This window comes from Sporosarcina cyprini, assembly GCF_022048975.1.
Lineage (GTDB): Bacteria > Bacillota > Bacilli > Bacillales_A > Planococcaceae > Sporosarcina > Sporosarcina cyprini.
This window is the reverse complement of record NZ_JAKMHX010000030.1, coordinates 714330-737359: the sequence shown is the minus strand read 5'-3', so window position 1 is coordinate 737359 and position 23030 is coordinate 714330. Positions and strand designations below refer to the sequence as shown.

Here is a 23030-nt window from a genome sequence, read left to right as displayed (position 1 = left end):
TTTCTTTATTATACACAATAACATTGATACCCATTGTGAAATTTGACGGTCGGGGGTAAACTATAACATAGCTCTAAAGAATGGATGGATCATTTATGTCATCAAATTTAGTAAAAGGCACGGCCATTTTAACCATTGGGCTGTTTTTATCGAAAGCCCTTGGTCTATTGTATGTTATACCGTTTTATAGCATCATCGGGAAAGAAAATGTCGGATTGTACCAATACGCATACATACCTTATAATCTGGCGCTTTCCATCGCAATCTCTGGAGCACCTCTCGCTATCTCCAAATATGTCTCCAAATATAATGCGCTAGGTGATTATGCCACAGGAAAGAAATTAATGAAATCCGGTATGCTTGTTATGTCAATTACCGGTTTTCTTTCGTTTTTAATACTCTACTTCCTTGCTGAGCCGATTGCTGGACTGGTACATAAATCAGAAGACCAAAGCTTTAGCATTGAGGAAATTGCAACTGTTATCCGCTGGGTCAGCTACGCGTTGCTTGCGGTACCAATTATGAGTATTGTCCGAGGGTATTTCCAAGGTTTTCAGAAATTCGAACCGACATCCGTGTCTCAGCTCGTTGAACAGATTATCCGAATCGGAGTCGTTCTGATCGGCGCTTATGTCGTTGTAGATGTCCTCAAACTCTCCCCGCGGACTGCTGTTAATTTTGCCGTTTTCGCTGCATTTATCGGTGCACTCGCAGGACTTGTCGTCTTGTATCGCTACTGGATGAAATACAAGCCGGAAATTCAGCAACTGTATGATGCAAGTCCACCGGCAAGCCAAATTACGTTTGTCGATATGTACAAAGAAGTGATCGGCTATACGATACCTTTCGTTTTGGTGGGAGTCATTAATCCGTTATACCAGTTTGTTGATATGATTACTTTTAATGAAGCAATGGGATCGATCGGTCTCGCTAAAGTATCGGATGAATACTTATCCATGCTCAACTTTTTGACACATAAAATTGTCATGATCCCGGTCATGGTAGCAACCGGATTTTCCATGGCGCTCATTCCGGTCATTACAAACTTCTATACGAAGAGCGATCAGAAAGGGATCAATCGCTCGTTGGATCAAACGTTCCAAATCATGCTATTCCTCACTGTTCCGATGGTCATCGGCTTAATGGTACTATCTAACGAAACGTATCAATTCCTTTATGAAAAAGACGCAGTCGGGGCAGAAGTTCTGTTCAGCTATGCGCCTGTAGCGATTCTGTTTGGCCTTTACACAGTGACAGCCGCCATTTTACAAGGAATCGATAAGCATAAATGGATTGTCTTCACGTCCTTGCTCGGATTGCTATTCAAATTAATGCTGAACATTCCACTCATCAAGATGTTTGAAACGGATGGCGCCATTGCAGCTACGGCGATTGGATATATCATCGCTGTAGGTATTAATATCGTTGTCATCGCCAAGGAATTGAATTATCGTTCGAAAATGGTGTACCGACGATTGATCTTAATCAGCATTTTCAATTTGATCATGCTGATCGCTGTCCACTTAACATTAAAAGGCTTACTGGCAATCAGTCCTGTAGGAGGTAAATTCCAAGCCTTGCTTTATATCGGCATTTGTGCGGCTGTCGGTGCTGCTATTTATGGATTCCTGTCATTAAAAACAGGATTGGCACAAAAGTTGTTCGGAGAACGGCTGACACGATTTACGAAGAAATTCGGTTTTGGAAGGTGACGGTATGAGACTTGATAAATTGCTTGCCAATATGGGCTATGGATCTCGAAAAGAAGTGAAGCAGCTATTGAAAAAAGGCGCTGTCAAAGTGAATGAGGTGCCTGTAAAAGATGCAGCCTCTCATGTTGATCCGCATCAGGATGTGGTTTCAATTCTAGGAGAGCGGGTCGTTTATAAGGAATTCATCTATCTTATGATGAATAAGCCGCCAGGTGTCGTATCAGCTACAGAGGATTTCCGCGATCGGACGGTTGTTGATCTGCTGGATCCGGAAGACCGCCATTTTGATCCGTTTCCTGTTGGCAGGCTTGATAAGGATACGGAAGGTCTGCTGTTATTGACGAATGATGGGAAGCTGACACATAATCTCCTGTCGCCGAAAAAGGAAGTGCCGAAGACGTATTATGCCCGCATTGAGGGCGTCGTTACGGAAGAGGATATTTTGCTATTTGCACAAGGCCTGACGCTAGAAGATGGTTTTGAAACTAAGCCGGGCATTTTGCGGATACTTGATTCCGATTCAATTTCTGAAATTGAGCTGACGATCACGGAAGGGAAGTTCCATCAAGTGAAAAGGATGTTTGAGGCGGTCGGGAAGCGTGTCATCTATTTAAAGCGCTTGTCGATGGGAGCCTTGAAGCTAGATGATGAATTGGACTTAGGAGAATATCGCGAATTGACCGATGAGGAATTGTCATCGATCCTCGCGCCGTGAATCCGCAAAAAAGGAGGCTGTTCGGCATGTCATATCGACTGCCGGACAGCCTCCTTTCCGTTAAGGAAAGCAATATTAGGAAGGCAATTTCACTTTTTTCTTAGTTGTCGTCCATTTTCCGCGTGCCGGGCTTATAATGAGCTCGTTGTACTCAAGAACATTTAAATCCCTTTGAGCGGTGCGGTTTGTTATTCCGAATTCCTCGACCACGTTTTCTGTTGTGACTGTACCTCTGTCAAGGATGTATAAGTAAACGTCTTTGATTCGGGTAAGCATACGATCAGTAGCAGGATTCAACTTGGAGACCACTCCTTCATCTTCATTTTCCAAAATCGATGGGCATGAGACGTCTGAATGTTACCTTTGCTCGTGAAATTGCTCCTGATATTGCACTCCTTTCACATCTAGGAATGTCAGTGAATTGTTCTGACAATATAATTATAGCGCATTACTATTAAAAATGCATGAATTTATTGTTAACTTTGTCTTTTGGTACAACCTATTGAAGAAGAGACAATATGACGAGACCAATTTGGGTGTAGAGGGGCGAAAAATCCATCCGAATCTGTTGAAAATGAAATACATGGGAACGACGTATTGTTCTTTATTTTATTCGCCCAACGTGTGAAAATAGAGAGTATTAACGAAAAGAGGTGCTTGAATTGATGGATTGGAAAGAAGAGGCGTTACGACGGCAGGAGCAGATCATCGGAGATTTGCAGCAATTGGTTTCCATCCCTTCCGTACTCGATGAAAGCTCTGCTTCTAAGGAAGCTCCATTTGGACCGGGTCCAGCCGAGGCTTTGGAATGGATGTTGGAAGAAGGCCGCCGAGCGGGTTTTACGGTGAAGGACATCGATCATATGGCAGGTCATATTGAGATGGGAGAAGGCGATGAATTACTCGGCATTCTTTGTCATGTCGATGTAGTTCCTGCGGGCAGCAATTGGACATACGGTCCTTTTGAAGGGACTGTGAAGGATGGAAAATTGTTTGGCCGTGGTGCAATTGATGATAAAGGCCCGACAATCGCAGCTTGGCATGCCATGAAAATGGTGAAGGAAGCAGGTATTCCTTTGTCAAAACGAGTCCGCCTCATTGTTGGTGCTGACGAAGAAAGTGGCTTCCGGTGTATGGACCGTTATTTCGAAACAGAAGAAATGCCAACGCTCGGCTTTGCGCCGGATGCCGATTTTCCAATTATTCATGCAGAGAAAGGTATCGCGTCGCTTCATTTCAATCAACATACATTCAAACCAGACGGCCAGCTGCTCAAATTCCGATCTGGAAATCGGACGAATATGGTTCCAGATCATGCGGAGGCGGTAACGTCGCTAAACGCTTCAGACATAGCTGAGAAGTTTGAAAGTTACTTGAACATCAACTCAGCGAAAGGTTCCATTACAAACGAAAACGGACAAACGATCATTACGGTAGAAGGGAAATCCGCACATGCCATGGAGCCCGATCAAGGGATCAATGCTGCCGTGCTGCTTGCTTCCTTCCTGAATCGTGTCTTCGAGGAAGGCTCATCTAAAGATTTCACTCAGTTCATGCTCGATGCATTTGGTACGGAAACGAGAGGGAATTTTCTTGGTTTAGCATTTAACGATGAGGTGTCCGGCGATACGACATTGAATGCAGGCATTGTAGAATTCACTGAATCTGCCGGAGGAATCATAAAAGTTAGTATGCGCTATTCCGTTACGTATCCGTTTGATGATAAAATCGAGACGTGTAAAGAAAGACTTGAACAGACTGCATTTCAGCTGGCTGTTTCATCTAATTCCAAACCACATCATGTCGATGCAGCAGATCCGTTCATCAAAACGCTTCAAGCTGTCTACACAGACCATACTGGCGATGAGGCGGAACTATTGGCGATTGGAGGCGGGACGTATGCGAGAGTGCTGGAAAAAGGCGTCGCTTTCGGAATGCTTTTCCCTGATAGGGAGGATGTCGCGCACCAAGCCGATGAATATGTATATATAGAAGACTTGATGAAGGCGACAGCCATTTATGCAGATGCCATCAGCCGATTGGCTGGAGAAAAGAAAGGGGAACAATGATGATCTATTTTATGGATGGCCAATTCAAGGACCAAGAGGGATGTAAGATCTCCATCGATGATCGGGGCTATTATTTTGGAGATGGGGTATATGAGGTTGTAAAGGTGTACAATGGCGAACTTTATACTGCAGAGGAACATTTTAACCGGCTTCTGGAAAGTGCGGAAAAAGTGAAGATGGTGCTGCCTTACTCGAAAGAGGAGTTAATCGATGTCGCCAACGAATTAGTCAAGGCGAATCAAATTGAAACGGGTCATATTTATATCCAAGCAACAAGAGGGGTTTCCCCAAGAACGCATCAGTTTCCCGAAATTCCGGTCACTCCTGTCGTGACTGCTTATGCCATCAATAATCCTCGGCCTTTGAAGAATATTGATGAAGGTGTCCGAGTGAAAATCGTCGACGATGTCAGATGGCTTCGCTGTGATATTAAAAGCTTGAACTTATTAGGCAATGTATTGGCTAAACAAGAAGCTTTTGAAGCAGGTTGTGCAGAAGCATTATTTGTACGGGATGGCATCGTGATGGAAGGTTCATCCTCCAATGTTTTCGGCATTAAAAATGGCACTGTCTATACACACCCTGCCACAAATCTCATCTTGAACGGGATTACTCGCCGGGTTGTGATGAAGCTTTGCGAAGAACTCGCAATTCCATTTGTGGAGAAAGAGTTTACGCCAATCGAAGCATTAAGCATGGATGAATTTTTCCTTACGTCAACAACTGCGGAAATTACCCCGATCGTTTCAATTGACGGCCATCCGATCGGAAATGGGCAGCCGGGAACTGTAACGAAACAGTTGCAGGAGGCATTTGCCCGCCAAATCCCAGTACCGGTCAAAGCAAACTGAACGGAGTGAAATGCCATGGCGCAGCTAGTGAAGTTGCTCGATTATATTTCCCGTTATGAAAATGATTTGTCACGATATCCGACACAGTTTATCAGGCTGAAAAAATCACAGTGGGAACGGATGAGGTTTCAATGGGAAAATGGAACGGATCTATCTGTGTTAGAAACAGAAGATGAAGAAACCGGAGATATTCCGGAGGATCGGAAATGGTTTAGCCCGATTCTCCGGTTATTCAACCGGAAGCAGGAGCCGGAGGATGAGCAGCTCGAGGAGCAGGAAGCTGATGCCGAGGAGGAATTCGATTTTCAGCCGAACCTTGTGCAGCGTCCCAATGACATGGCTCATATGCGCAAGCTCTACTTGGACCAGCTGTTTCATTTTCAAATCAAATGGGCCAGTTCCACCTTATTGGATAAATCCAGAGTGGACGCTCGTTTTTTCCGTGACACGTTTCTGCGGGAATTAACATTACAATTACCGGATAGTTATTTATTGTTTTATTATCCGATTGTAAAAGTGAAGAAAGCACCAGTTGAACTGGACATCATATTGCTTACCCCCATCGAATGCATGTGTCTGACAGTCGTTGAAAAGGAAGATGCAGCAGTTTTCATCGGGGAGAGCGATCGGTTTTGGTTAAAAAAGTTCGGGGATCAGGAAGCAAAATTGTTAAATCCGACAATTGGCTTGAACCGGATGGAAAAGATCATAACGGGGCTATTCGCACGGGAAGGAATTGATTTCCCGGTACGCAAATATATCGTCTCCCGAAATGGCTATATTGATTATCCCGGATCGCCTTATGATATCCGGGCTATTGACCGGCGTTCGTTCCCAGATTGGTTCAATGGTTTGGCGCAATCGACGACACCGATGAAATTTAATCAATTTAAAGCGGCGCAAGCCATCTTGGATATCGGCCAGACGACTGCGATGAGCCGGCTTTTGGAATCATTTGAACAGCCAGAGGAACAGGACGAGGAAGAATAAAGATTATAGAAATGAGTGTAGAGATATGCGGTTACGCAACAAACCATGGGCAAAGGATTTTATGGCCCAGCATCCAGATGTGTTAATTCTGGACGAAGAACGGCCGAAAGTGGATTGGCAGCAGGAATTCGGCAACGATCATCCGATCCATATTGAAGTGGGTACGGGGAAAGGTCAATTTATTATCGGCATGGCACTTGCCAATCCTGAAATCAACTATATCGGCATCGAACTTTTTGACAATGTCATCGTTTCGGCGCTGGAAAAGGTAATTGAAATGGACAAGCCGAAGAATTTGCGCTTATTGCGCGCGAATGGCGCTAATTTGACTGAGCTGTTCCAAGACGGGCATGTGGACAGGGTTTACCTGAATTTTTCCGATCCTTGGCCTAAAACAAGACATGCGAAAAGACGTTTGACGCATGAGTCGTTTTTACAGCGGTATGAAACAGTTCTGCGAAAGCATGGCGAAATTCATTTCAAGACAGACAACCGAAAACTGTTCGAGTATTCGCTCACATCCATGTCCGCTTATGGAATGAAACTTCAATTCGTTTCGTTGGACCTTCATGCGGATATGCCGGAAGATAACATTATGACGGAGTATGAAGAGAAGTTTTCGGCGAAAGGCATGCCGATCTACCGTTTGGAAGCACAGTTCTGCGAATAATGCACTACTTAAGTAAAGGGGGATGGAATTGTGGATACATATACGTTTCACAATATGAAATTGACATGGTTAGACGGGGGCGTCAACTTTTTGGATGGCGGGACGATGTTTGGTGTTGTTCCGAAAGCATTGTGGGCAAAGCGTTACGCCTGCGATGAGGATAACTTGATTGAACTGCGGACGGATCCGATCCTCGTTCAATATGAAGGCAAAAATATGTTGATCGATTCAGGTATGGGGAACGGAAAACTGAACGAAAAAATGAAACGGAATCTTGGTGTCCGGGCAGAATCGAGAGTTAAAGAAAGCTTAGATGAATTAGGATTGACACCTGCCGATATCGATCTCGTTCTAATGACACATTTGCACAATGACCATGCAGCAGGATTGACGGGATTGCAGGACGGCGAGCTCGTTTCCATGTTTCCGAACGCCGAAATCATCGTGTCACAAGTCGAATGGGATGAAATGCGCAATCCGAATATCCGATCGAGAAATACGTATTGGAAGGAAAACTGGGAGCCAATCCAGCAGCAAGTGAAGACGTTTACTGACGAAATCACAATCTTGCCGGGCATTTCCATGATTCATACGGGCGGCCATAGTGACGGCCATAGCGTTGTAAAGCTTGAGCAAGAAGGCGAAACAATTCTTCACATGGGAGATATTATGCCGACGCACGCTCATAGCAATCCGCTATGGGTGCTGGCGTATGACGACTACCCGATGACATCCATTTTTGCTAAGGAACGATTAATGAAAGAAGCATTGCCGAATGGCTACCGTTTTATTTTTTACCACGATGCGGTGTACCGGTTGGTAAAGTGGGATGAATCAGGAAAAGAACTGATTGAAACCATTGACTGCCATGCATAAGAAAAGTCGCAGGAGCGGGATACTTTCCGCCTCTGCGACTTTTTTATTATTTTTTAATTAATTCAACGACGGTTCCGGTTTTTGAATCTGCCGCAAACTCAAATTGCTCAAGGGAGCCGTTTTGAATGCGTGAAATGCCGCCACGGTAAACATCCATCGTAATGACGCCATTATGGAACGGTTCAGGTTTCATAACAATCCAAGAACCATCAATCGGTCCCTCTTTTTTAAATGCCTCTTTGACGGAACGCAGCACATCCTCGGCAGGTGTATTCATTTCGATTCTTCCAATTGCTTGATTGACGATGAGTCCGGCTGCTACCCCAGTTAACACTCCCGCAAGGAAATCTTTTAATTTCATTGGTACGTAACCCCCTCTATCAGTTTCTTTCCAAGTGTACCATAATTCTGTTGATTATAGCAGATTCCGTATAACTCGTGAATTAATTCGAACTAGATGACAGCTTACAGAAAGAATGGTTTTAGGAAGGAAAACGACACTTGTAGCATAAACTATTTCGAAAAAGGGGACTTAACTATCATTTCTCATTATTTGATAAATAAGTATTTGAATATTTCACCAGGTAGTGTAGTATTTTCTCCATAATCAAAAAACTTATGATTAAAGGGGGTATGTTCAATGAAGGTTGAAAGCGTACACAAAGGGAAAGCCAAGCAAAAAAAGGGGGGCGCCGGACCTTTAGGGGGCCAGGGAGCAATTGATTACGAAAAAATAGTATCAAGCCCGGAGTATAAAGAAATGTTGCGTCGGAAAAAACGTTTCATCGTCCCGATGACTATTTTTTTCCTCGCATTTTACTTCATGCTGCCGATCATGACATCGTATTCAACCGTATTGAATACGCCTGTGTATGGCGACATCACTTGGGCTTGGGTGTTTGCCACCGCTCAGTTCGTCGTCACGTGGGTTTTGTGTGTCATGTACGTAAAAAAATCGAATTCATTTGATAAAGATTCAGATGAAATTATTAAAATGATTGAACGGGATGGGGGCTCGGCTTAATGAATGCAACGGTTATAATTTTATTTCTGGCGATTGTCATCGCTACTTTGTTCATTACGTATTATGCTGCGAAGCGGACTCAGACTACCGGCGACTTTTACACGGCGGGGGGAGGACTAACAGGGTGGCAGAATGGACTGGCTATTGCAGGGGACTATTTATCGGCAGCCTCTTTTCTGGGGATTGCAGGCGCGATTGCACTTTTTGGTTTTGATGGATTCTTTTATAGTATCGGTTTCCTGATCGCGTACTTGGTTGTCATGTTCCTCGTTGCAGAACCGCTTCGGAATTTGGGTAAATATACGTTGGCAGATATGATTAACGCCCGTTTTGATGCCAAAAAAGTTCGTGGAATGGCTGCATTCAGCACGATCACGATCGTCATCTTTTATATGATTGCGCAGCTGGTGGGGGCCGGTGCGCTCATTCAATTGCTATTTGGCATTAAATATTGGATTGCTGTCCTCATTGTCGGCGTAATGATGACAGTGTACGTGTTGTTCGGCGGCATGACGGCAACGAGCTGGGTGCAGATTGTCAAAGCTGTACTGCTAATGCTTGGAACAGTTATTATCGCAGTTCTCGTATTTGCTAAATTCGATTTCAACCTCGTTAAAATGTTTGCTGAAGTCAAAACGGCTACTGTGCATGGTGCAGACTATTTGAAGCCGGGATTGAAGTATAAAGTTCCACTTGATACATTGTCGCTAATGCTGGCGCTTGTGTTAGGAACAGCAGGCTTGCCGCATATTCTTATGCGCTTCTTTACCGTAAAAGATGCGAAGACTGCGAGAAGCTCAGTTGTTATTGCGACATGGATTGTCGGGATTTTCTATGTTTTGACTGTGTTCCTCGGCTTTGGCGCAGCCGCATTTGTCGGCTACGATGCTATTACGAAAGCGAATGCTGCAGGGAATATGGCTGCACCACTGCTAGCCGGTGTGCTTGGTGGAGATATTTTAATGTCCTTCGTATCTGCAGTTGCTTTTGCTACGATCTTGGCAGTTGTTGCCGGGCTCGTATTAACCGGAGCATCCGCGTTTGCCCATGATATTTACGGCCAGATTATTAAAAAAGGAAAGGCGAGCGATCGGGAGCAAATGCTGGCTGCACGCTATGCATCATTAAGTGTTTCCGTTTTCTCCATTTTACTTGCCCTGTTCGCACAGTCGATGAACGTAGCATTCCTCGTCTCCTTGGCTTTCTGTATCGCTGCCAGTGCGAATTTGCCAGTCATCTTATATACGATCTACTGGAAAAAATTCAATACGACCGGAGCCATTACCGGGATGGCGGCAGGCCTTTTCTCGGCTCTCATTCTCGTTGTGCTCAGTCCGAACGTTTTTGCTCCGGAGCCGGGACAAGCTATTTTTGTCGGTACTGCCTTGTTCCCGCTCACGAATCCGGCCATTATTTCAGTGCCGTTAGGATTTTTAGGCGGTTATCTCGGAACCATCCTTTCCAAAGAAAAAGCCGATTATCGGAAATATGCAGAAGTCAGCGTTCGTGCCAATACAGGCTTCCGGGAATAAGCTTTCACATGAGCGAAGGGGAACGAAAATCCCCTTCGTTTTTATGTATTTGAATGGCTGAAATGCTGAGCATAAATTAATTCGGGTTCCTAATTATTCTGTTGGAAAGTTCATGCAAGATGGTCTACAATGATATGAGGAATACATACTTGATTGGGGAGGACACGTTTCATGCAAAAAGAGACACTTACAATGTTCAAGACGCTGACAGAGCTGCCGGGGGCGCCTGGCAATGAACATATGGTTCGCAGCTATATGAGAAGTGAATTAGAAAAATACTCAGACGAAATCGTGCAAGATAATTTAGGGGGCATCTTCGGTTTACGCAAGGGACCTGAAGACGGTCCGCGTATAATGGTAGCCGGCCATATGGATGAAGTCGGTTTCATGGTCACTGCTATAACGGATAACGGCATGCTCCGTTTCCAACCATTAGGCGGCTGGTGGAATCAAGTGCTGCTGGCACAGCGGGTGCAGATCATTACAGATGAAGGGCCGATCATCGGTGTCATCGGTTCCATTCCTCCGCATCTATTAAGCGATGAGGTTAGAAATAAACCGATGGATATTAAAAATATGCTAATTGATATCGGTGCGGATGATAAGGAAGATGCAAAGCGCATTGGAATTCGCCCGGGCCAGCAAATCGTTCCCGTGTGCCCATTCACTCCGATGGCTAATGATAAAAAGATTTTGGCCAAAGCATGGGATAATCGGTATGGTTGCGGACTATCCATTGAACTTCTAAAAGAAGTGCATGGGGAAGAGTTGCCAAATACGCTTTACTCCGGTGCGAACGTAATGGAAGAGGTTGGTCTGCGTGGTGCCCAAGCGGCGGCGCGGATGATTAATCCTGATTTGTTCTTTGCGCTCGATGCAAGTCCTGCAAATGATGCTTCTGGCAATAAAAACGAATTTGGCCAGTTAGGAAAAGGTACGCTGCTTCGTATTTTTGACCGGACTATGGTCACTCACCGCGGCATGCGTGAGTTCATTTTGGACACGGCGGAGTCAAATAATATCCCGTACCAATATTTCATCTCCCAAGGAGGCACGGATGCTGGGCAGGTCCACGTTTCCAATGAAGGCGTTCCAAGTGCGGTTATTGGTATCTGTTCTCGTTATATCCATACATCCGCATCGATCATTCATACAGATGATTATGCTGCTGCGAAAGAATTGCTCGTCAAACTAGTGAAAGCTTGTGATAAGACAACGGTGGAAACGATCAAAGCGAATGTCTGATTGTTTGCAGTGATAGATGCAAGTTAAAAACCGGACCGTCCTTTCAGCTGATGAAGGACGGTCTTGCCACGAATGGAGTTGATCGAATGGATTTCGTTATCGGATCAAAAAATCAGGCAAAAGTAAGTGCGGTTCGCAAGGTGCTGGAACTTCATCAACCAGAGTTCCGACTTCACGAAGCGAAGGTGCCATCCGGTGTAAAAGACCAGCCGTTTGGGGATGACGAAACAAGACTGGGTGCGATTAATCGTGCGAAGAATGCTGCAACGACGGTTGATGGTGCAATCGGAATCGGTCTTGAGGGCGGGGTTCGCATGCTGGATGGGCAATTGTATGTATGCAACTGGGGAGCGCTTGTGCTGCCAGATCAAACCGTCTTTACTGCAGGCGGAGCACAAATCCCACTTCCTGAAGAAATTGCAGAAGAACTACATAAAGGCAAAGAATTGAGCGAAGCAGTCGATTCTTATTTCAACGCGCGAGGCATGCAGCATAGTGGAGGGGCAATGGGGATGTTTACAGCTCATGCAGTCGATCGGGATGCATTGTTTGAGCATGTCATGCTATTGCTGATCGGCCAGTTGAATTATGAGAGACAAAAATGATTCCGCTTGCTTGCATAACATAGGAAACAACTTTAAAATGAATATGCTCTTCTATAAATAACTAACTACTGACATGACGCACAGGATTGATGATAACTATATGTAAATTGATTGGGGGAAATTGAATGTTCCGCTCGTGGAAGTTCTTGTTCCTGCTCGTGAGCGCTATTTTTGTGCTTGGCGGGTGCGGCAAATCCATTGACCAAAAGGCGGAAGATGGCATTGCGGCAGCGCGTGATATTTTTGAACAGGATGGGAAGAATGCAACTGAAGAAATCGAAGGTGTGGCATTGTACAAGCCAGCTGGTTTCACAATCGATGATGCATCCGATCCGCAAAATATTATCTTTTCGAATAAGGATGAGACATTTATTCTATTCATTAATCCAAATGAAGAAAAGGATAGCCATCTATTCCATGATTTATTGAAATCGCAGGAAAAGATCGAAGTCATTAAAGAAGAAACATTTTCGGATAAAGGGTATTTCGGGTTTGCATCGGTGTTAAAATCGGGTGACGGCAAGGTGGAGCTTGTCACAAGTGTCGGCGGCGTGAAGATGACAACGATCACAAAAGAGAAAAATATAGAAAACTACATGGCGAGCATGATGGAAATCGTCCGATCTGTAAAACAGCCGGATTGACAACTATACATGATCAGCCATTGAAAGGACGTGGAACGGATTGAAATCTGAAGAGCTGGTAGAGGTGTTGAAAGAGCGGCTCCCTTCCGAAAGTTTTCAATGGCGTTTCGACCGGAAGACCGATAAAGTCCGTTTGGAACACAGCGGTTTAGGAAAAGGCATGGATATTTCCTTGCCAGAGATTTTAGCAAAGTATGAGGATAAAAAAGAACTGGCTCTGGATGAAATCGTTTATACGATCCGAGAAACTTTTAACGCAATGGAGAAGGAAATGAATGAGGGCTTCAATAAGGATCTGCCGATTTATCCTGTCATTCGTTCGACTTCTTTTCCGAAGGAATCTGCAGCAGGGCATCAGTTCATCACAAAAGATCATACAGCGGAAACACGAATCTATTATGCAATTGATTTAGGGACGACTTATCGGCTTATTGACTCCAGTATGATGGAGTCGATCGGATTGACGGAACAGGAAATTGCAGAAGCGGCCTTATTTAAACTGCGCTCCTTGAAAACGGATTACAAGAAGGATGAAGTGGCGGGCAACCTGTTTTACTTTATCAACAACAATGATGGCTATGATGCCAGCAGAATTTTAAATAGTGCATTTTTGAAAGAAATGGAAGCTAAAGTGGAAGGCCACATGACAGTATCCGTCCCTCACCAAGATGTACTGATTATTGGAGACTTGCGCAATGATACCGGCTATGATGTTCTCGCACAGATGACGATGCAATTTTTCACTGTCGGAAAAGTGCCGATTACTTCATTGTCATTCATTTATGAGCAAGGGAAGCTGGAGCCGATCTTCATCATGGCAAAAAACCGGATAGCTAGAAAGGACGGAAAAAAGAAATGAATGCATTTTATAATCCCGAAGGCGTAGGCAATGTACTACTCGTACAATTCCTTGCAACGAAACCAAAAAACTTGGAAGTAAAATCGTTGAATGATGTCACTCTATTGAAGGATGAAGAGACGGGGGAACTGGCCGGCTTGAATTTATTCAATGCAACTGAATATGTGGATGTTGCAGGCAATGGGCAAATTGAAGTGACTGAGAAATTGGTTGCTGAGATTAGGGAAGCTTTGAAAAAGAACGATGTGGCAGTTGAGTTTACAGTGGATTTTTCACCGAAATTTGTCGTTGGCCATGTTGTAACGAAAGAGAAGCATCCGAACGCTGATAAACTGAGCGTATGTACTGTGAATGTTGGTGACGACACATTGCAAATCGTATGTGGAGCACCGAATGTGGAAGCTGGCCAGAAGGTCGTCGTTGCAAAAGTGGGCGCAGTTATGCCATCGGGCATGGTGATTCGAGATGCTGAATTGCGTGGCGTGCCTTCCTCAGGGATGATTTGTTCCGCTAAGGAATTAGGTTTGCCGAATGCACCAGAAGTAAAAGGTATCCTTGTACTTTCTGAAACGGCGATTCCAGGAGAGCCCTTCACAAATATGTGAATTAGCTAGGGGGAAAGCCGATTTATGACGGACGGCCCCCGCAACTGAGAGGGTTACATGTAGACAATCCTGCTTATGAAGGCAAGTCGCATGACCTCTCCTTTATATCATCTATCTCATATGAAACGTACTGTTATAGACAGTACGTTTTTATCATTTTAGGGATTGGTTTGATTTCGCCGTGTTGAACCTGTTAAAATAGAATGATCGACATGGAAAGAGTGATAATGTTGACTTGGTTTAAAAGAGTATTGAATCGAATTGTAAAATCGGATAAGGATTATGAAACTGACACGGAAAATGAAATTGAATACGAGTATGAATACGAACATGAACAAGTGACAAATGAACATCAGCAGGAGAGGGAGAGCGATAGAGAGCGGACACACCCGCCGTCCTTCCGTTTCCCAATCATTACTGACGCCGAAATTTACGGCTGGGATGATGAGGAACCTATCGATCGCCTGAAACCATCTGCCCCTCCTCAGGAAATGCTGGAGGACGACGGTTTTGAACCGGTACCGCTTTATCAAAATGAGCGTTGGCCCGGCAAAAATGAACGTGTGACCATCCATCGGACAGAAACAGAGCGGCGTTTGGATAAAAGTGCTCTCCGAATGACGGGGGCAACGATTGAAGCAGCTACGGAACCAAAGCAAGAGAAAAAGGAGAAAGTGAAACCGGTACGGAACCGACCATTTACGCCTACCCAGGTACCATCTCCCGTTTATGGATTCCGTGCACCAAAAAGAACCGTCTTAGAAGAGGAGCAACTGCCAATTCCGCGAAGTCATGCCGAGAAGACGGGCGTACATAATGATTGGGCTGACCCCAATGCTTTGTCGAATGATGAAACTAACTTGCCAGTGCAGGAGAGGGAAGATTCGACCTCTTATGGGGATTTTGCGAATCCTTCATCTTTTGCTGATGTGCAGGCGAAAGAACAGATGCACGATCAGAAAGATATGAAAGCATTTGAAGCAGATGGCTTCCAAGAAGAGCAGTCGCCGTTGAACGAAGAACCTTTTGTTCATTCTTTGGAAGAAGAGGCGGAGAACGCAGAAGCAATGGAAGTGGAAGCTCCGACCTATGAGAAAGAGGATCATGTCGTTTCCAGTAAAGTCGATGTGGAGAGGGAAGAGCATGTTGTCATTAATCATACAAATGATGAAATGAAAGAGCATGAAGTTTCCGGAGAAATGGTAGATTTGAATGAAAACCATTCTGACAGCAGAATTGGTCTGACTGAAGAATATCCTGTCGCCAGTGAATCGGAAGTTGAGCCGGAAGGTATGGTCGGCATTGGTGAATCGAAAAACGTGACGGGAGAGCAGTTTGCTATCAGTGGCTCGAATGATGAGCTGGAAGATCATTCTGCCGTCAGTGAAGTAATTGATGCGAAAGATTTCACTGCCAGCAATGACTCGAATAATGAGATGATAATTCATACTTCCATCAATGAAGCTATTGAGAAGACGGAAGATTTCACTGCCAACAGTGACTCCCAACATGAGACGGTAAATCATACTGCCATCAATGATTCTAGTGATGAGTCGGAACAGTACCCTGCCGAAGAAGATCCAGAAGATATGGCGGAAAATAATGAGGCTTTCCGCGAAGTGAAAGAAGTTCCTGTCGCATCCGGCCAAATGGATGTGGAGCCAGTACTCGATCCTGCTGAAGAAAGCGCCATTGAACGGCCGGCAGAGAGGGAGAAGGTCGTCCCATTCAATGTGCTCATGTTGAAATCGGACAAAATGAAAAATGACAAGCCTGTTGAGCGGATAGAGCCAGTTACACAGTCCGCTAACGCTAAGAAGGAAACAGTCGAAGAAACCATCGAGCCGATAGAGGAAGAAGAGGAGCCATATTATGCTTTTCCGTCATTGGATCTTTTGATTCAACCTGAGGAGCATATTGAAGATGTTGAATGGCTGGAATCCCAATCGGTTAAACTGGAGGAAGCCCTATCGTATTTCTCCATCCAGGCTAATGTGATGGAAGCAGTGCAAGGGCCAACTGTTACACGCTTTGAATTAACAGTCGGACATGGGACGAAAGTGAGTAAAATCCGGAATTTGACGGACGATCTGAAACTCGCTTTGGCAGCGGAAGATATCCGCATTCAGGCGCCAATCCCGGGCACAAGCTCCATCGGCATTGAAATCCCGAATCGGAGGACGCGCGCTGTCCGGATTTCGGAAGTCATTCAGACAGAACGATTCCGGCAATCGACGTCTCCGCTTGAGGCGGTGCTCGGATTAAGTTTGACGGGAGAACCGGTCACCCTGGATTTACGTAAAATGCCGCATGGAATGATTGCTGGCGCGACGGGCTCAGGAAAATCGGTCTGCATCAACTCCATCTTGACGAGTTTGATGTATAAGGCCTCCCCGACAGACGTGAAACTGCTTTTGATCGATCCGAAGATGGTCGAATTGGCTCCATATGATGGCGTGCCGCATTTACTCAGTCCGGTCATTACAGACGTCAAAGCGGCAACCGCTGCGCTGAAATGGGCTGTCGATGAAATGGAAAGGCGTTATGAACTCTTTGCCCATGCGGGTGCGAGAAATATCGAGCGCTACAATGAAATGGTCACTGGCAGCCGCCAGTTCTCCTTGAAGATGCCTTATTTGCTCATCGTCATTGACGAGCTGGCAGACCTTATGATGATGGCGCCGGCGGATGTGGAAGTTTCTATCAGCCGCATCACGCAGAAGGCAAGGGCATGCGGCATTCATTTGATCATTGCCACGCAGCGTCCATCTGTCGATGTCATTACTGGTACGATTAAAGCGAATGTGCCGACACGTATCGCATTTTCGGTATCGTCCCAAGTGGACTCCAGAACCATCATCGATACGCCAGGCGCGGAACGTCTACTGGGGAAAGGGGATATGCTGTATCTAGGCAATGGCCAATCCTCTTCTGTTCGATTGCAAGGGACATTTGTCACGGATGAAGAAATTGAACGTATAATAGAACACGTTCAAAATGAAGCAAAACCTGTTTATTTGTTTGGCCAGGAGGATTTATTAGCCAATTCCATCGAAGAGGAGGAAACCGATCCCCTTTTTGAAGAGGCTTGCAAGTTCATTATTGAACATGGAAGCGCCTCTACATCCCTTTTGCAGCGTAACTTCGGCATTGGCTACAATCGTGCTGCAAAGCTGATGGATAAAATGGAGAAACTCTCGTTTATTTCCGAACAAAAAGGAAGCAAACCGCGGGATGTCTATTTGACTCAGCAGGAATTCGAACAGTATGTAAATCGGTTTGAGCAAAACTAATCACTTAGCTAGTAAATAAATGCGGATTCATTCGTGGTATAATGGGGAATGAGAAGCAAAGGGAAATCTAACGATTTTCAAGAAGATGAATGTGGGAGCAGTGATGATCCCGGGAGGTTGCAATATGACAGTGTTTCATTTTACCGGAATTAAAGGATCAGGGATGAGTTCGTTAGCCCAAATCCTCCATGATTCTATGAATGAAGTTCAAGGATCTGATGTAGAGAAATATATCTTCACAGAAGAGCCTTTAGTGGAAAGAAAAATAAAGATCTTGCCGTTTGATGCGGATAATATTGTGCCAGGCTTGACGGTTATTGCCGGCAATGCATTTCCGGATACCCATCCGGAGTTGGTGCGGGCGAAAGAACTCGGACTGGAAGTTATCCGGTACCATGATTTCCTCGGACACTACATGGATCAATTCACATCGATTGCGGTTACTGGTTCGCATGGTAAAACGTCGACAACCGGTTTGCTTTCGTATGTGTTATCAGGCTTTACGCCAACTTCTTATTTAATTGGAGATGGAACAGGCAAAGGTGTAAAGGACAGCAGGTTCTTTGTGTTGGAAGCTTGTGAATACCGAAGACATTTCTTGGCTTACAAGCCGGACTATGCGATTATGACCAATATTGATTTTGATCATCCGGATTATTTCAAAGATCTCGACGATGTGATGGATGCTTTTAATCAAATGGCAATGCAAGTGAAAAAAGCGATTGTGGCATGCGGTGATGACCATCATCTGCAACAGATCAAAGCAAATGTGCCTGTCGTATTTTATGGTTTCGATGAAGCCAATGACTTCTTTGCAAAAAATGTTGTGAAGACTTCAGATGGATCATCTTTTGATGTGTATGTCAGAAATGAATATTTCAATTCGTTCTCCATTCCTTCAGCTGGCGACCATGCGATATTGAATGCGTTAGGTGTTATTGCACTGTCCCATTATGAAGGCGTGCCAGTCGATATTATCAAAGATCGGTTATCAACTTTTGGCGGTGTAAAGAGACGTTTTACTATCACGGAATATGATGATAAAACGATTGTGGACGATTATGCCCACCACCCGACTGAAATTGAGGCAACCTTGCAATCGGCGAAACAAAAGTATCCGGATCGGGAAATCGTCGCGATTTTCCAGCCGCATACTTTTACAAGGACGGCCGCCTTGCTTGATTCATTCGCTGCCAGCCTTTCTCATGCGGATTCTGTCTACTTATGTGACATCTTTGGATCTGCGAGAGAAAAGAGCGGGACATTGACGATTGATGACTTGGTCAAACGGGTACCGGGAGCCAAGCATCTTAAGCTCGAACAAATTGCCGAGCTTGAAGAACATGGAAATGCAGTTTATCTGTTCATGGGAGCAGGAGACGATATTCAAGAATATATGAATGCATTTAAGCGTTTGATTGAGCAAGGAGAAACAGCTTGAGCTTTATCGGTTTAAGCTTCACTTAATAGAAAAAGGGCTGGAAATCAACTTGATTCCAGCCCTTTTTCTTTTGCAGGAAATGTCTTTAGAATTTGACCAGTTATTGTCCAACAGTAGCCGTGAAGAGGTACAAAGAGGAGAATTGATTTCGGCAGCAACCAGGGCAAACGATGCGGCAAGTGGGCCAAACAGTAGGCGGAAAAAAGTGCTCTGGACAAGTATTTGTTGTTTGATATTTCGAATACTTTTCATCACAAGACATTTTTCTTGTCTAATCCGGGTTTATTGGAAATAATAAATTATAATCTACTTTTTTAAAGGGAATTTAGGAAGAATGTCGAAAAGGGTATGTAGGCTTGGCGTTTACTTTATTTCAGATAAGGGTAGAAATTACTTATGTATGTAGAAGGAGGAAGCGTTTTGGTGATTTTGTTGTACCTGGCAGCGATTATTGCTGCTGTGGCGTTTTTAATATTATGTGTGAGCCTTGCAATGACGCTGGGATCATTGAAAACCACTTTGCGAAGTGTTTCGGAGACATTGGACGGGCTGACGACTCAGCTGGAAGGTGTGACGACTGAAACGACCGAGCTTTTGCATAAGACGAATGCCCTCGCGGAAGACATTCAGGAGAAGTCGTTGAAATTGAATTCCGTTGTAGATGCTGTAAAAGGTGTTGGCGAGTCAGTCAGCGGGTTAAACAGCTCCGTGCGGAGGGTTACAGAATCCATTACCGTCGAAGCGGAACGCAATAGCGATAAAGTCGCGCAAGTTGTTCAATGGAGCCATGTCGTCCTAGGGATTTATGACAAGGTGAAGGACATGAAAGCCAATACTTCAAAGGGTTGGACAGTGTATAAGGCAGATACAGGGCAGAAGAAGCTGCCAAGCCCATCAGACCGCTTCCGATAAAACAAAAAATATTAGAGGAGGAATTAAATTGACGGATTACAACAACTCAAAACCAAATTATGGTGATTCTGCATTCCAACATCAGTATTATGGCGATAATCAATATAAGAACACTTTCGGAGAACCGTCGAATTTGCCGGTGAACTATTCGCATTACACGAATACGGATGATTTTTACAATGAAGAAGAAAGTTCGAGTGCCGGCAGTTTTCTTCTTGGTGCATTAGTCGGCGGCGTCATCGGTGCTGCGGCGGCATTATTCCTAGCCCCTAAAACTGGGCAAGAAATGCGCGAGGACTTCTCTGAACAGGCGTCACAGCTGAAAAACAAGAGCATTGAACTCACTTCGGTAGCGAAAGACAAAGCGACTGAACTGACTGCAGTAGCGAAGGATAAAACGGATGGTTTGACGAAAACAATCCAAGAGCAATCCGGACAATTGGTCGGCAAAGTGAAGTCGATGGCAAACAAGACTACCATTCCAATGGATGATGGCACAGCGTCTTCCGAAGGGGAAGAAGCGATGGATTACGTGGAAAACAAGGTAGAAAAGAACAAGGAAGCTGCAGAAAGCAACACAACAGGAAATAGCGATGTCGTCTATGACAATAGCGAAAATTTCGGAGAAGATAAGGTGACAAACCAAAACCACATCTCCGTTGAAAAGGACAAGTAATAAAAAAGCCCGGTCAACCAAATAATTTTGGTTGACCGGCTTTTTTTGATATCAATTACACGTTCAGCTTGTCCGAAAAACGTATCTCCAGTTTATCACCACTAAAGATCTGGTCATGGAAACCGATTGTCTCGCCATTGCGTATCAACTGGTAATGACTCGGTCCGCTCGTTGGCAGTTCGTATTCAACAAATGCGAATACATCGCTAAATACAATCGGGGCAAAATCCGTTGTATCCAAGTCAATCCTGTCCCCGGAGGAAAGGGTTGCTGATTCATCGACTGCTTCGCCATTCACTCGGATGCTATACCGTTTTTTCTGTATGTCCACCTGTGTTCCGTTGAATTCAACAGTAGCTTTGTCATGGAGAACCAATCCCGCTTCTTGTGCAAGTTGACCGATCGTCGGCATCTTTGGGTATTCCGTTTTAATATCATCTCCATCGGAAACCACGTACGACTCAGAGACAGATCTTCCGCCAACGAGATAAGTTGTTTTGAACGAAAATTTCGTTTGTACGCTTTTCTGATTGACGAACAATTGAAGTGGCTCCTGGCCAGCCGGAATTGAATTATTCCACTCAGCGGCCAAATCTTTGATGGATTCCTTTTGAATTACTGTGATTTCATCCCGGTCCTGCAGTGCAGTGTCTAAACGTACCTGATTCCCATTTAACAAGATGACCGGTGCGACGGTTTTTTCCTTGCCATTGAACATGACTCTTTTCGTCGGGATATCCCCAACCAAATCCCGGACCGTGGCATTAGCATCTCTTCCATTTTCTCCCCGCGTCAATTGAATTTGGTCTCCGTTTGACAAAAGATCCTTTGTGCTGGCAGATTTGCCGTTCACTAGCAACGTGGAAGGCGTTCCATGTTCTCCGGGAATGAAAACCGTTTGGCTGTTTACTGTGATAGACATCCCCAGTCCCGGTTTGCCGTATAATTCGCCTGGTTTAATTTTCGCAGCAAGAAGGGCATCACCGACAGCCATTTCTTTTAGTTCGAATAAGCGGATTGTCTTGTCGTTCACGGTGACAGACATGTAGTGGATAGGCGCTCTCCGTGCAGCGATGGCAATGCCGATCGGTGTCACGAGGGCAGGAGAGGATTCGATCTCCTCAGCATACGTAACACCTGTTAGGGCATCAATTCCTCTAATGCCGATCCTGTTTAACGGCAAGTCCAGGCTGCGGCTCAGCTCATCGGTCAGACGAGGCGTCAAGCTGCCGCCGCCGACTACCATGACGGCTTGAGGAGATTTGCCGTTATTCAGCCGCTTAATTTCTTCTGAGATGCTTTGGGCGAGCCGTTCTGTAGCTGGTTGTAAAATCGAAATGACTTCTGACGAAGGCACTTGCTGTTCAAATCCGAGGATGTCGGAAATGGTAACTTCCTCTGCAGCAAGCTCCCTTTTCGTCAGCTCGGCGACAGGGAAGTCCAGCAAGTAATGATTGCTAAGCGCTTCCGTAATTTCATCCCCTGCGATTGGCACCATGCCATAGGCTGTCACTGTATTTTCATTCGTAATCGCGATGTCCGATGTACCTGCACCAATATCAACAAGCGCTACATTCAATCGCCTCATGGAAGGAGGAATCAGTACATTAATTGCCGCAATCGGCTCTAATGTCAGTGCCTCCATTTCAAGATCAGCCCTTTTCAAGGCGGAAAGGAGTGACTCGACGACGACGCGAGGCAAAAATGTAGCAATGACTTCGACACCGGCAGTCTGGCCTGCCTGATCGATCAAGCTGCCGATTTCCTCTCCGTCCAGCTTGTAACGAAGTACGGAATAACCAACACAATAATAGTAATCATCCATTGGAACAGAGTCGGACAATAACAGTTTTTGTTGAGCTTGTTGGACGGCTCCGAGTTCTAGACGGTTGACGTCTTCCATCGACATAAGTGCCTGGTCGGACGTATTGATTTCCATTGAACCTTCAGCTGTCTTCAAGGCGCGTCCAGCCGCAGCAACACTGACGCGTTTCAAAGGACCGTGACGCATTTCAAGCTCGGTTTTGATTTCTGAAATCACTTTAGCGACGCTTAAAATATTATGTATTTGTCCATCAATCATGGACCGTTCTTTATGTTCCACGGAGATGAGGTCGGCAACATGGTAGATGCCATCCTCTTCTTGTAAAATCAGGCCGACGACAGAGCGGGTTCCGATGTCCAAGGCAAATAGGGTGGTGGCCACGGTCATTCATCCTTTCTTTAGACGAAAACTGCGAATTTTAGACAATTCGCAGAAATCGCGTGACTTTCCAATCGCTTTTCATTATACTAGGTCTATTATATAAAA

At 45.0% G+C, this 23030-nt stretch carries 21 protein-coding genes; 18 read left to right on the top strand and 3 right to left on the bottom strand.

Going from position 1 to position 23030, the window contains the following annotated elements:
- Positions 1–95 precede the first annotated feature (95 nt).
- Together L7D49_RS16220 and L7D49_RS16215 are read left to right on the top strand one after the other, a co-directional pair.
- Positions 96–1712, top strand: a complete 1617-nt coding sequence (locus tag L7D49_RS16220) for a putative polysaccharide biosynthesis protein (RefSeq protein ID WP_238082709.1) — start codon at positions 96–98, stop codon at positions 1710–1712.
- A gap of 4 nt (positions 1713–1716) precedes the next feature.
- Positions 1717–2427, top strand: a complete 711-nt coding sequence (locus L7D49_RS16215; RefSeq protein ID WP_238082706.1) for a pseudouridine synthase — start codon at positions 1717–1719, stop codon at positions 2425–2427.
- A gap of 75 nt (positions 2428–2502) precedes the next feature.
- On the opposite strand, the gene L7D49_RS16210 is transcribed toward L7D49_RS16215, so the two are convergent.
- Complete coding sequence (locus tag L7D49_RS16210; protein ID WP_238082704.1) at positions 2503–2724, bottom strand: DeoR family transcriptional regulator; 222 nt, start codon at positions 2722–2724, stop codon at positions 2503–2505.
- A gap of 368 nt (positions 2725–3092) precedes the next feature.
- Between L7D49_RS16210 and pepV the strand changes: the two genes are divergently transcribed.
- From pepV to L7D49_RS16185, 5 genes are read left to right on the top strand one after another with little or no spacing between them, the layout of a single operon-like run.
- Positions 3093–4496, top strand: a complete 1404-nt coding sequence (gene pepV, locus L7D49_RS16205; RefSeq protein ID WP_238082818.1) for a dipeptidase PepV — start codon at positions 3093–3095, stop codon at positions 4494–4496.
- Positions 4496–5347 carry a D-amino-acid transaminase gene (gene dat, locus L7D49_RS16200; protein WP_238082702.1) on the top strand — a complete coding sequence of 284 codons (852 nt, stop codon included), beginning with the start codon at positions 4496–4498 and terminating at the stop codon, positions 5345–5347. Before pepV ends, dat begins: the two co-directional genes overlap by 1 nt.
- A gap of 15 nt (positions 5348–5362) precedes the next feature.
- Complete coding sequence (locus tag L7D49_RS16195) at positions 5363–6337, top strand: nuclease-related domain-containing protein (protein WP_238082700.1); 975 nt, start codon at positions 5363–5365, stop codon at positions 6335–6337.
- A gap of 25 nt (positions 6338–6362) precedes the next feature.
- A complete protein-coding gene (gene trmB, locus L7D49_RS16190; protein WP_238082698.1) occupies positions 6363–7007 on the top strand; it encodes a tRNA (guanosine(46)-N7)-methyltransferase TrmB in 645 nt (214 codons plus the stop codon).
- Positions 7008–7037: 30 nt separating this feature from the next.
- Positions 7038–7883: a YtnP family quorum-quenching lactonase gene (locus L7D49_RS16185; RefSeq protein ID WP_238082696.1), complete on the top strand. Its 846-nt coding sequence runs from the start codon at positions 7038–7040 to the stop codon at positions 7881–7883.
- A gap of 46 nt (positions 7884–7929) precedes the next feature.
- Here the strand turns inward: L7D49_RS16185 and L7D49_RS16180 are convergent, their stop codons facing one another.
- Positions 7930–8244, bottom strand: coding sequence for a hypothetical protein (locus L7D49_RS16180; RefSeq protein WP_238082694.1), 315 nt, complete (start codon positions 8242–8244; stop codon positions 7930–7932).
- 279 nt (positions 8245–8523) lie between these two features.
- On the opposite strand from L7D49_RS16180, the gene L7D49_RS16175 reads away from it, so the two are divergent.
- The 11 genes from L7D49_RS16175 to L7D49_RS16125 all read left to right on the top strand — a co-directional run bounded on the left by L7D49_RS16175 (position 8524) and on the right by L7D49_RS16125 (position 20719).
- Complete coding sequence (locus L7D49_RS16175) at positions 8524–8907, top strand: DUF485 domain-containing protein (RefSeq protein ID WP_269136007.1); 384 nt, start codon at positions 8524–8526, stop codon at positions 8905–8907.
- Positions 8907–10439 carry a solute symporter family protein gene (locus L7D49_RS16170; RefSeq protein ID WP_238082692.1) on the top strand — a complete coding sequence of 511 codons (1533 nt, stop codon included), beginning with the start codon at positions 8907–8909 and terminating at the stop codon, positions 10437–10439. The genes L7D49_RS16175 and L7D49_RS16170 overlap by 1 nt, the downstream gene beginning before the upstream one ends.
- Positions 10440–10610: 171 nt before the next feature.
- Positions 10611–11684 carry a M42 family metallopeptidase gene (locus L7D49_RS16165; protein WP_238082689.1) on the top strand — a complete coding sequence of 358 codons (1074 nt, stop codon included), beginning with the start codon at positions 10611–10613 and terminating at the stop codon, positions 11682–11684.
- Between the two features lie 86 nt (positions 11685–11770).
- Positions 11771–12289 (top strand): DUF84 family protein, encoded by a 519-nt coding sequence (locus tag L7D49_RS16160; RefSeq protein WP_238082687.1) that lies wholly within the window; start codon positions 11771–11773, stop codon positions 12287–12289.
- A 125-nt stretch (positions 12290–12414) separates the two neighbouring features.
- Positions 12415–12933 (top strand): hypothetical protein, encoded by a 519-nt coding sequence (locus tag L7D49_RS16155; protein ID WP_238082685.1) that lies wholly within the window; start codon positions 12415–12417, stop codon positions 12931–12933.
- 40 nt (positions 12934–12973) lie between these two features.
- The gene (locus tag L7D49_RS16150) at positions 12974–13792 is read left to right on the top strand and encodes a DUF1444 domain-containing protein (RefSeq protein ID WP_238082684.1); all 819 of its coding nucleotides are present in this window, start codon (positions 12974–12976) and stop codon (positions 13790–13792) included.
- Complete coding sequence (gene ytpR, locus L7D49_RS16145) at positions 13789–14397, top strand: YtpR family tRNA-binding protein (RefSeq protein WP_238082682.1); 609 nt, start codon at positions 13789–13791, stop codon at positions 14395–14397. The genes L7D49_RS16150 and ytpR overlap by 4 nt, the downstream gene beginning before the upstream one ends.
- Positions 14398–14609: 212 nt before the next feature.
- Positions 14610–17690, top strand: a complete 3081-nt coding sequence (locus L7D49_RS16140; protein WP_238082680.1) for a DNA translocase FtsK — start codon at positions 14610–14612, stop codon at positions 17688–17690.
- A 124-nt stretch (positions 17691–17814) separates the two neighbouring features.
- Entirely contained in the window at positions 17815–19131 is a 1317-nt protein-coding gene (gene murC, locus L7D49_RS16135; protein ID WP_238082678.1) for a UDP-N-acetylmuramate--L-alanine ligase, read from the top strand.
- A 420-nt stretch (positions 19132–19551) separates the two neighbouring features.
- Positions 19552–20043: a DUF948 domain-containing protein gene (locus L7D49_RS16130; RefSeq protein WP_238082676.1), complete on the top strand. Its 492-nt coding sequence runs from the start codon at positions 19552–19554 to the stop codon at positions 20041–20043.
- A gap of 28 nt (positions 20044–20071) precedes the next feature.
- Entirely contained in the window at positions 20072–20719 is a 648-nt protein-coding gene (locus tag L7D49_RS16125) for a YtxH domain-containing protein (protein WP_238082674.1), read from the top strand.
- Between the two features lie 55 nt (positions 20720–20774).
- Here L7D49_RS16125 and pilM read toward each other — a convergent pair whose 3' ends face one another.
- Positions 20775–22925, bottom strand: a complete 2151-nt coding sequence (pilM, locus tag L7D49_RS16120; protein ID WP_418895889.1) for a pilus assembly protein PilM — start codon at positions 22923–22925, stop codon at positions 20775–20777.
- Between the last annotated feature and the right edge of the window lie 105 nt (positions 22926–23030).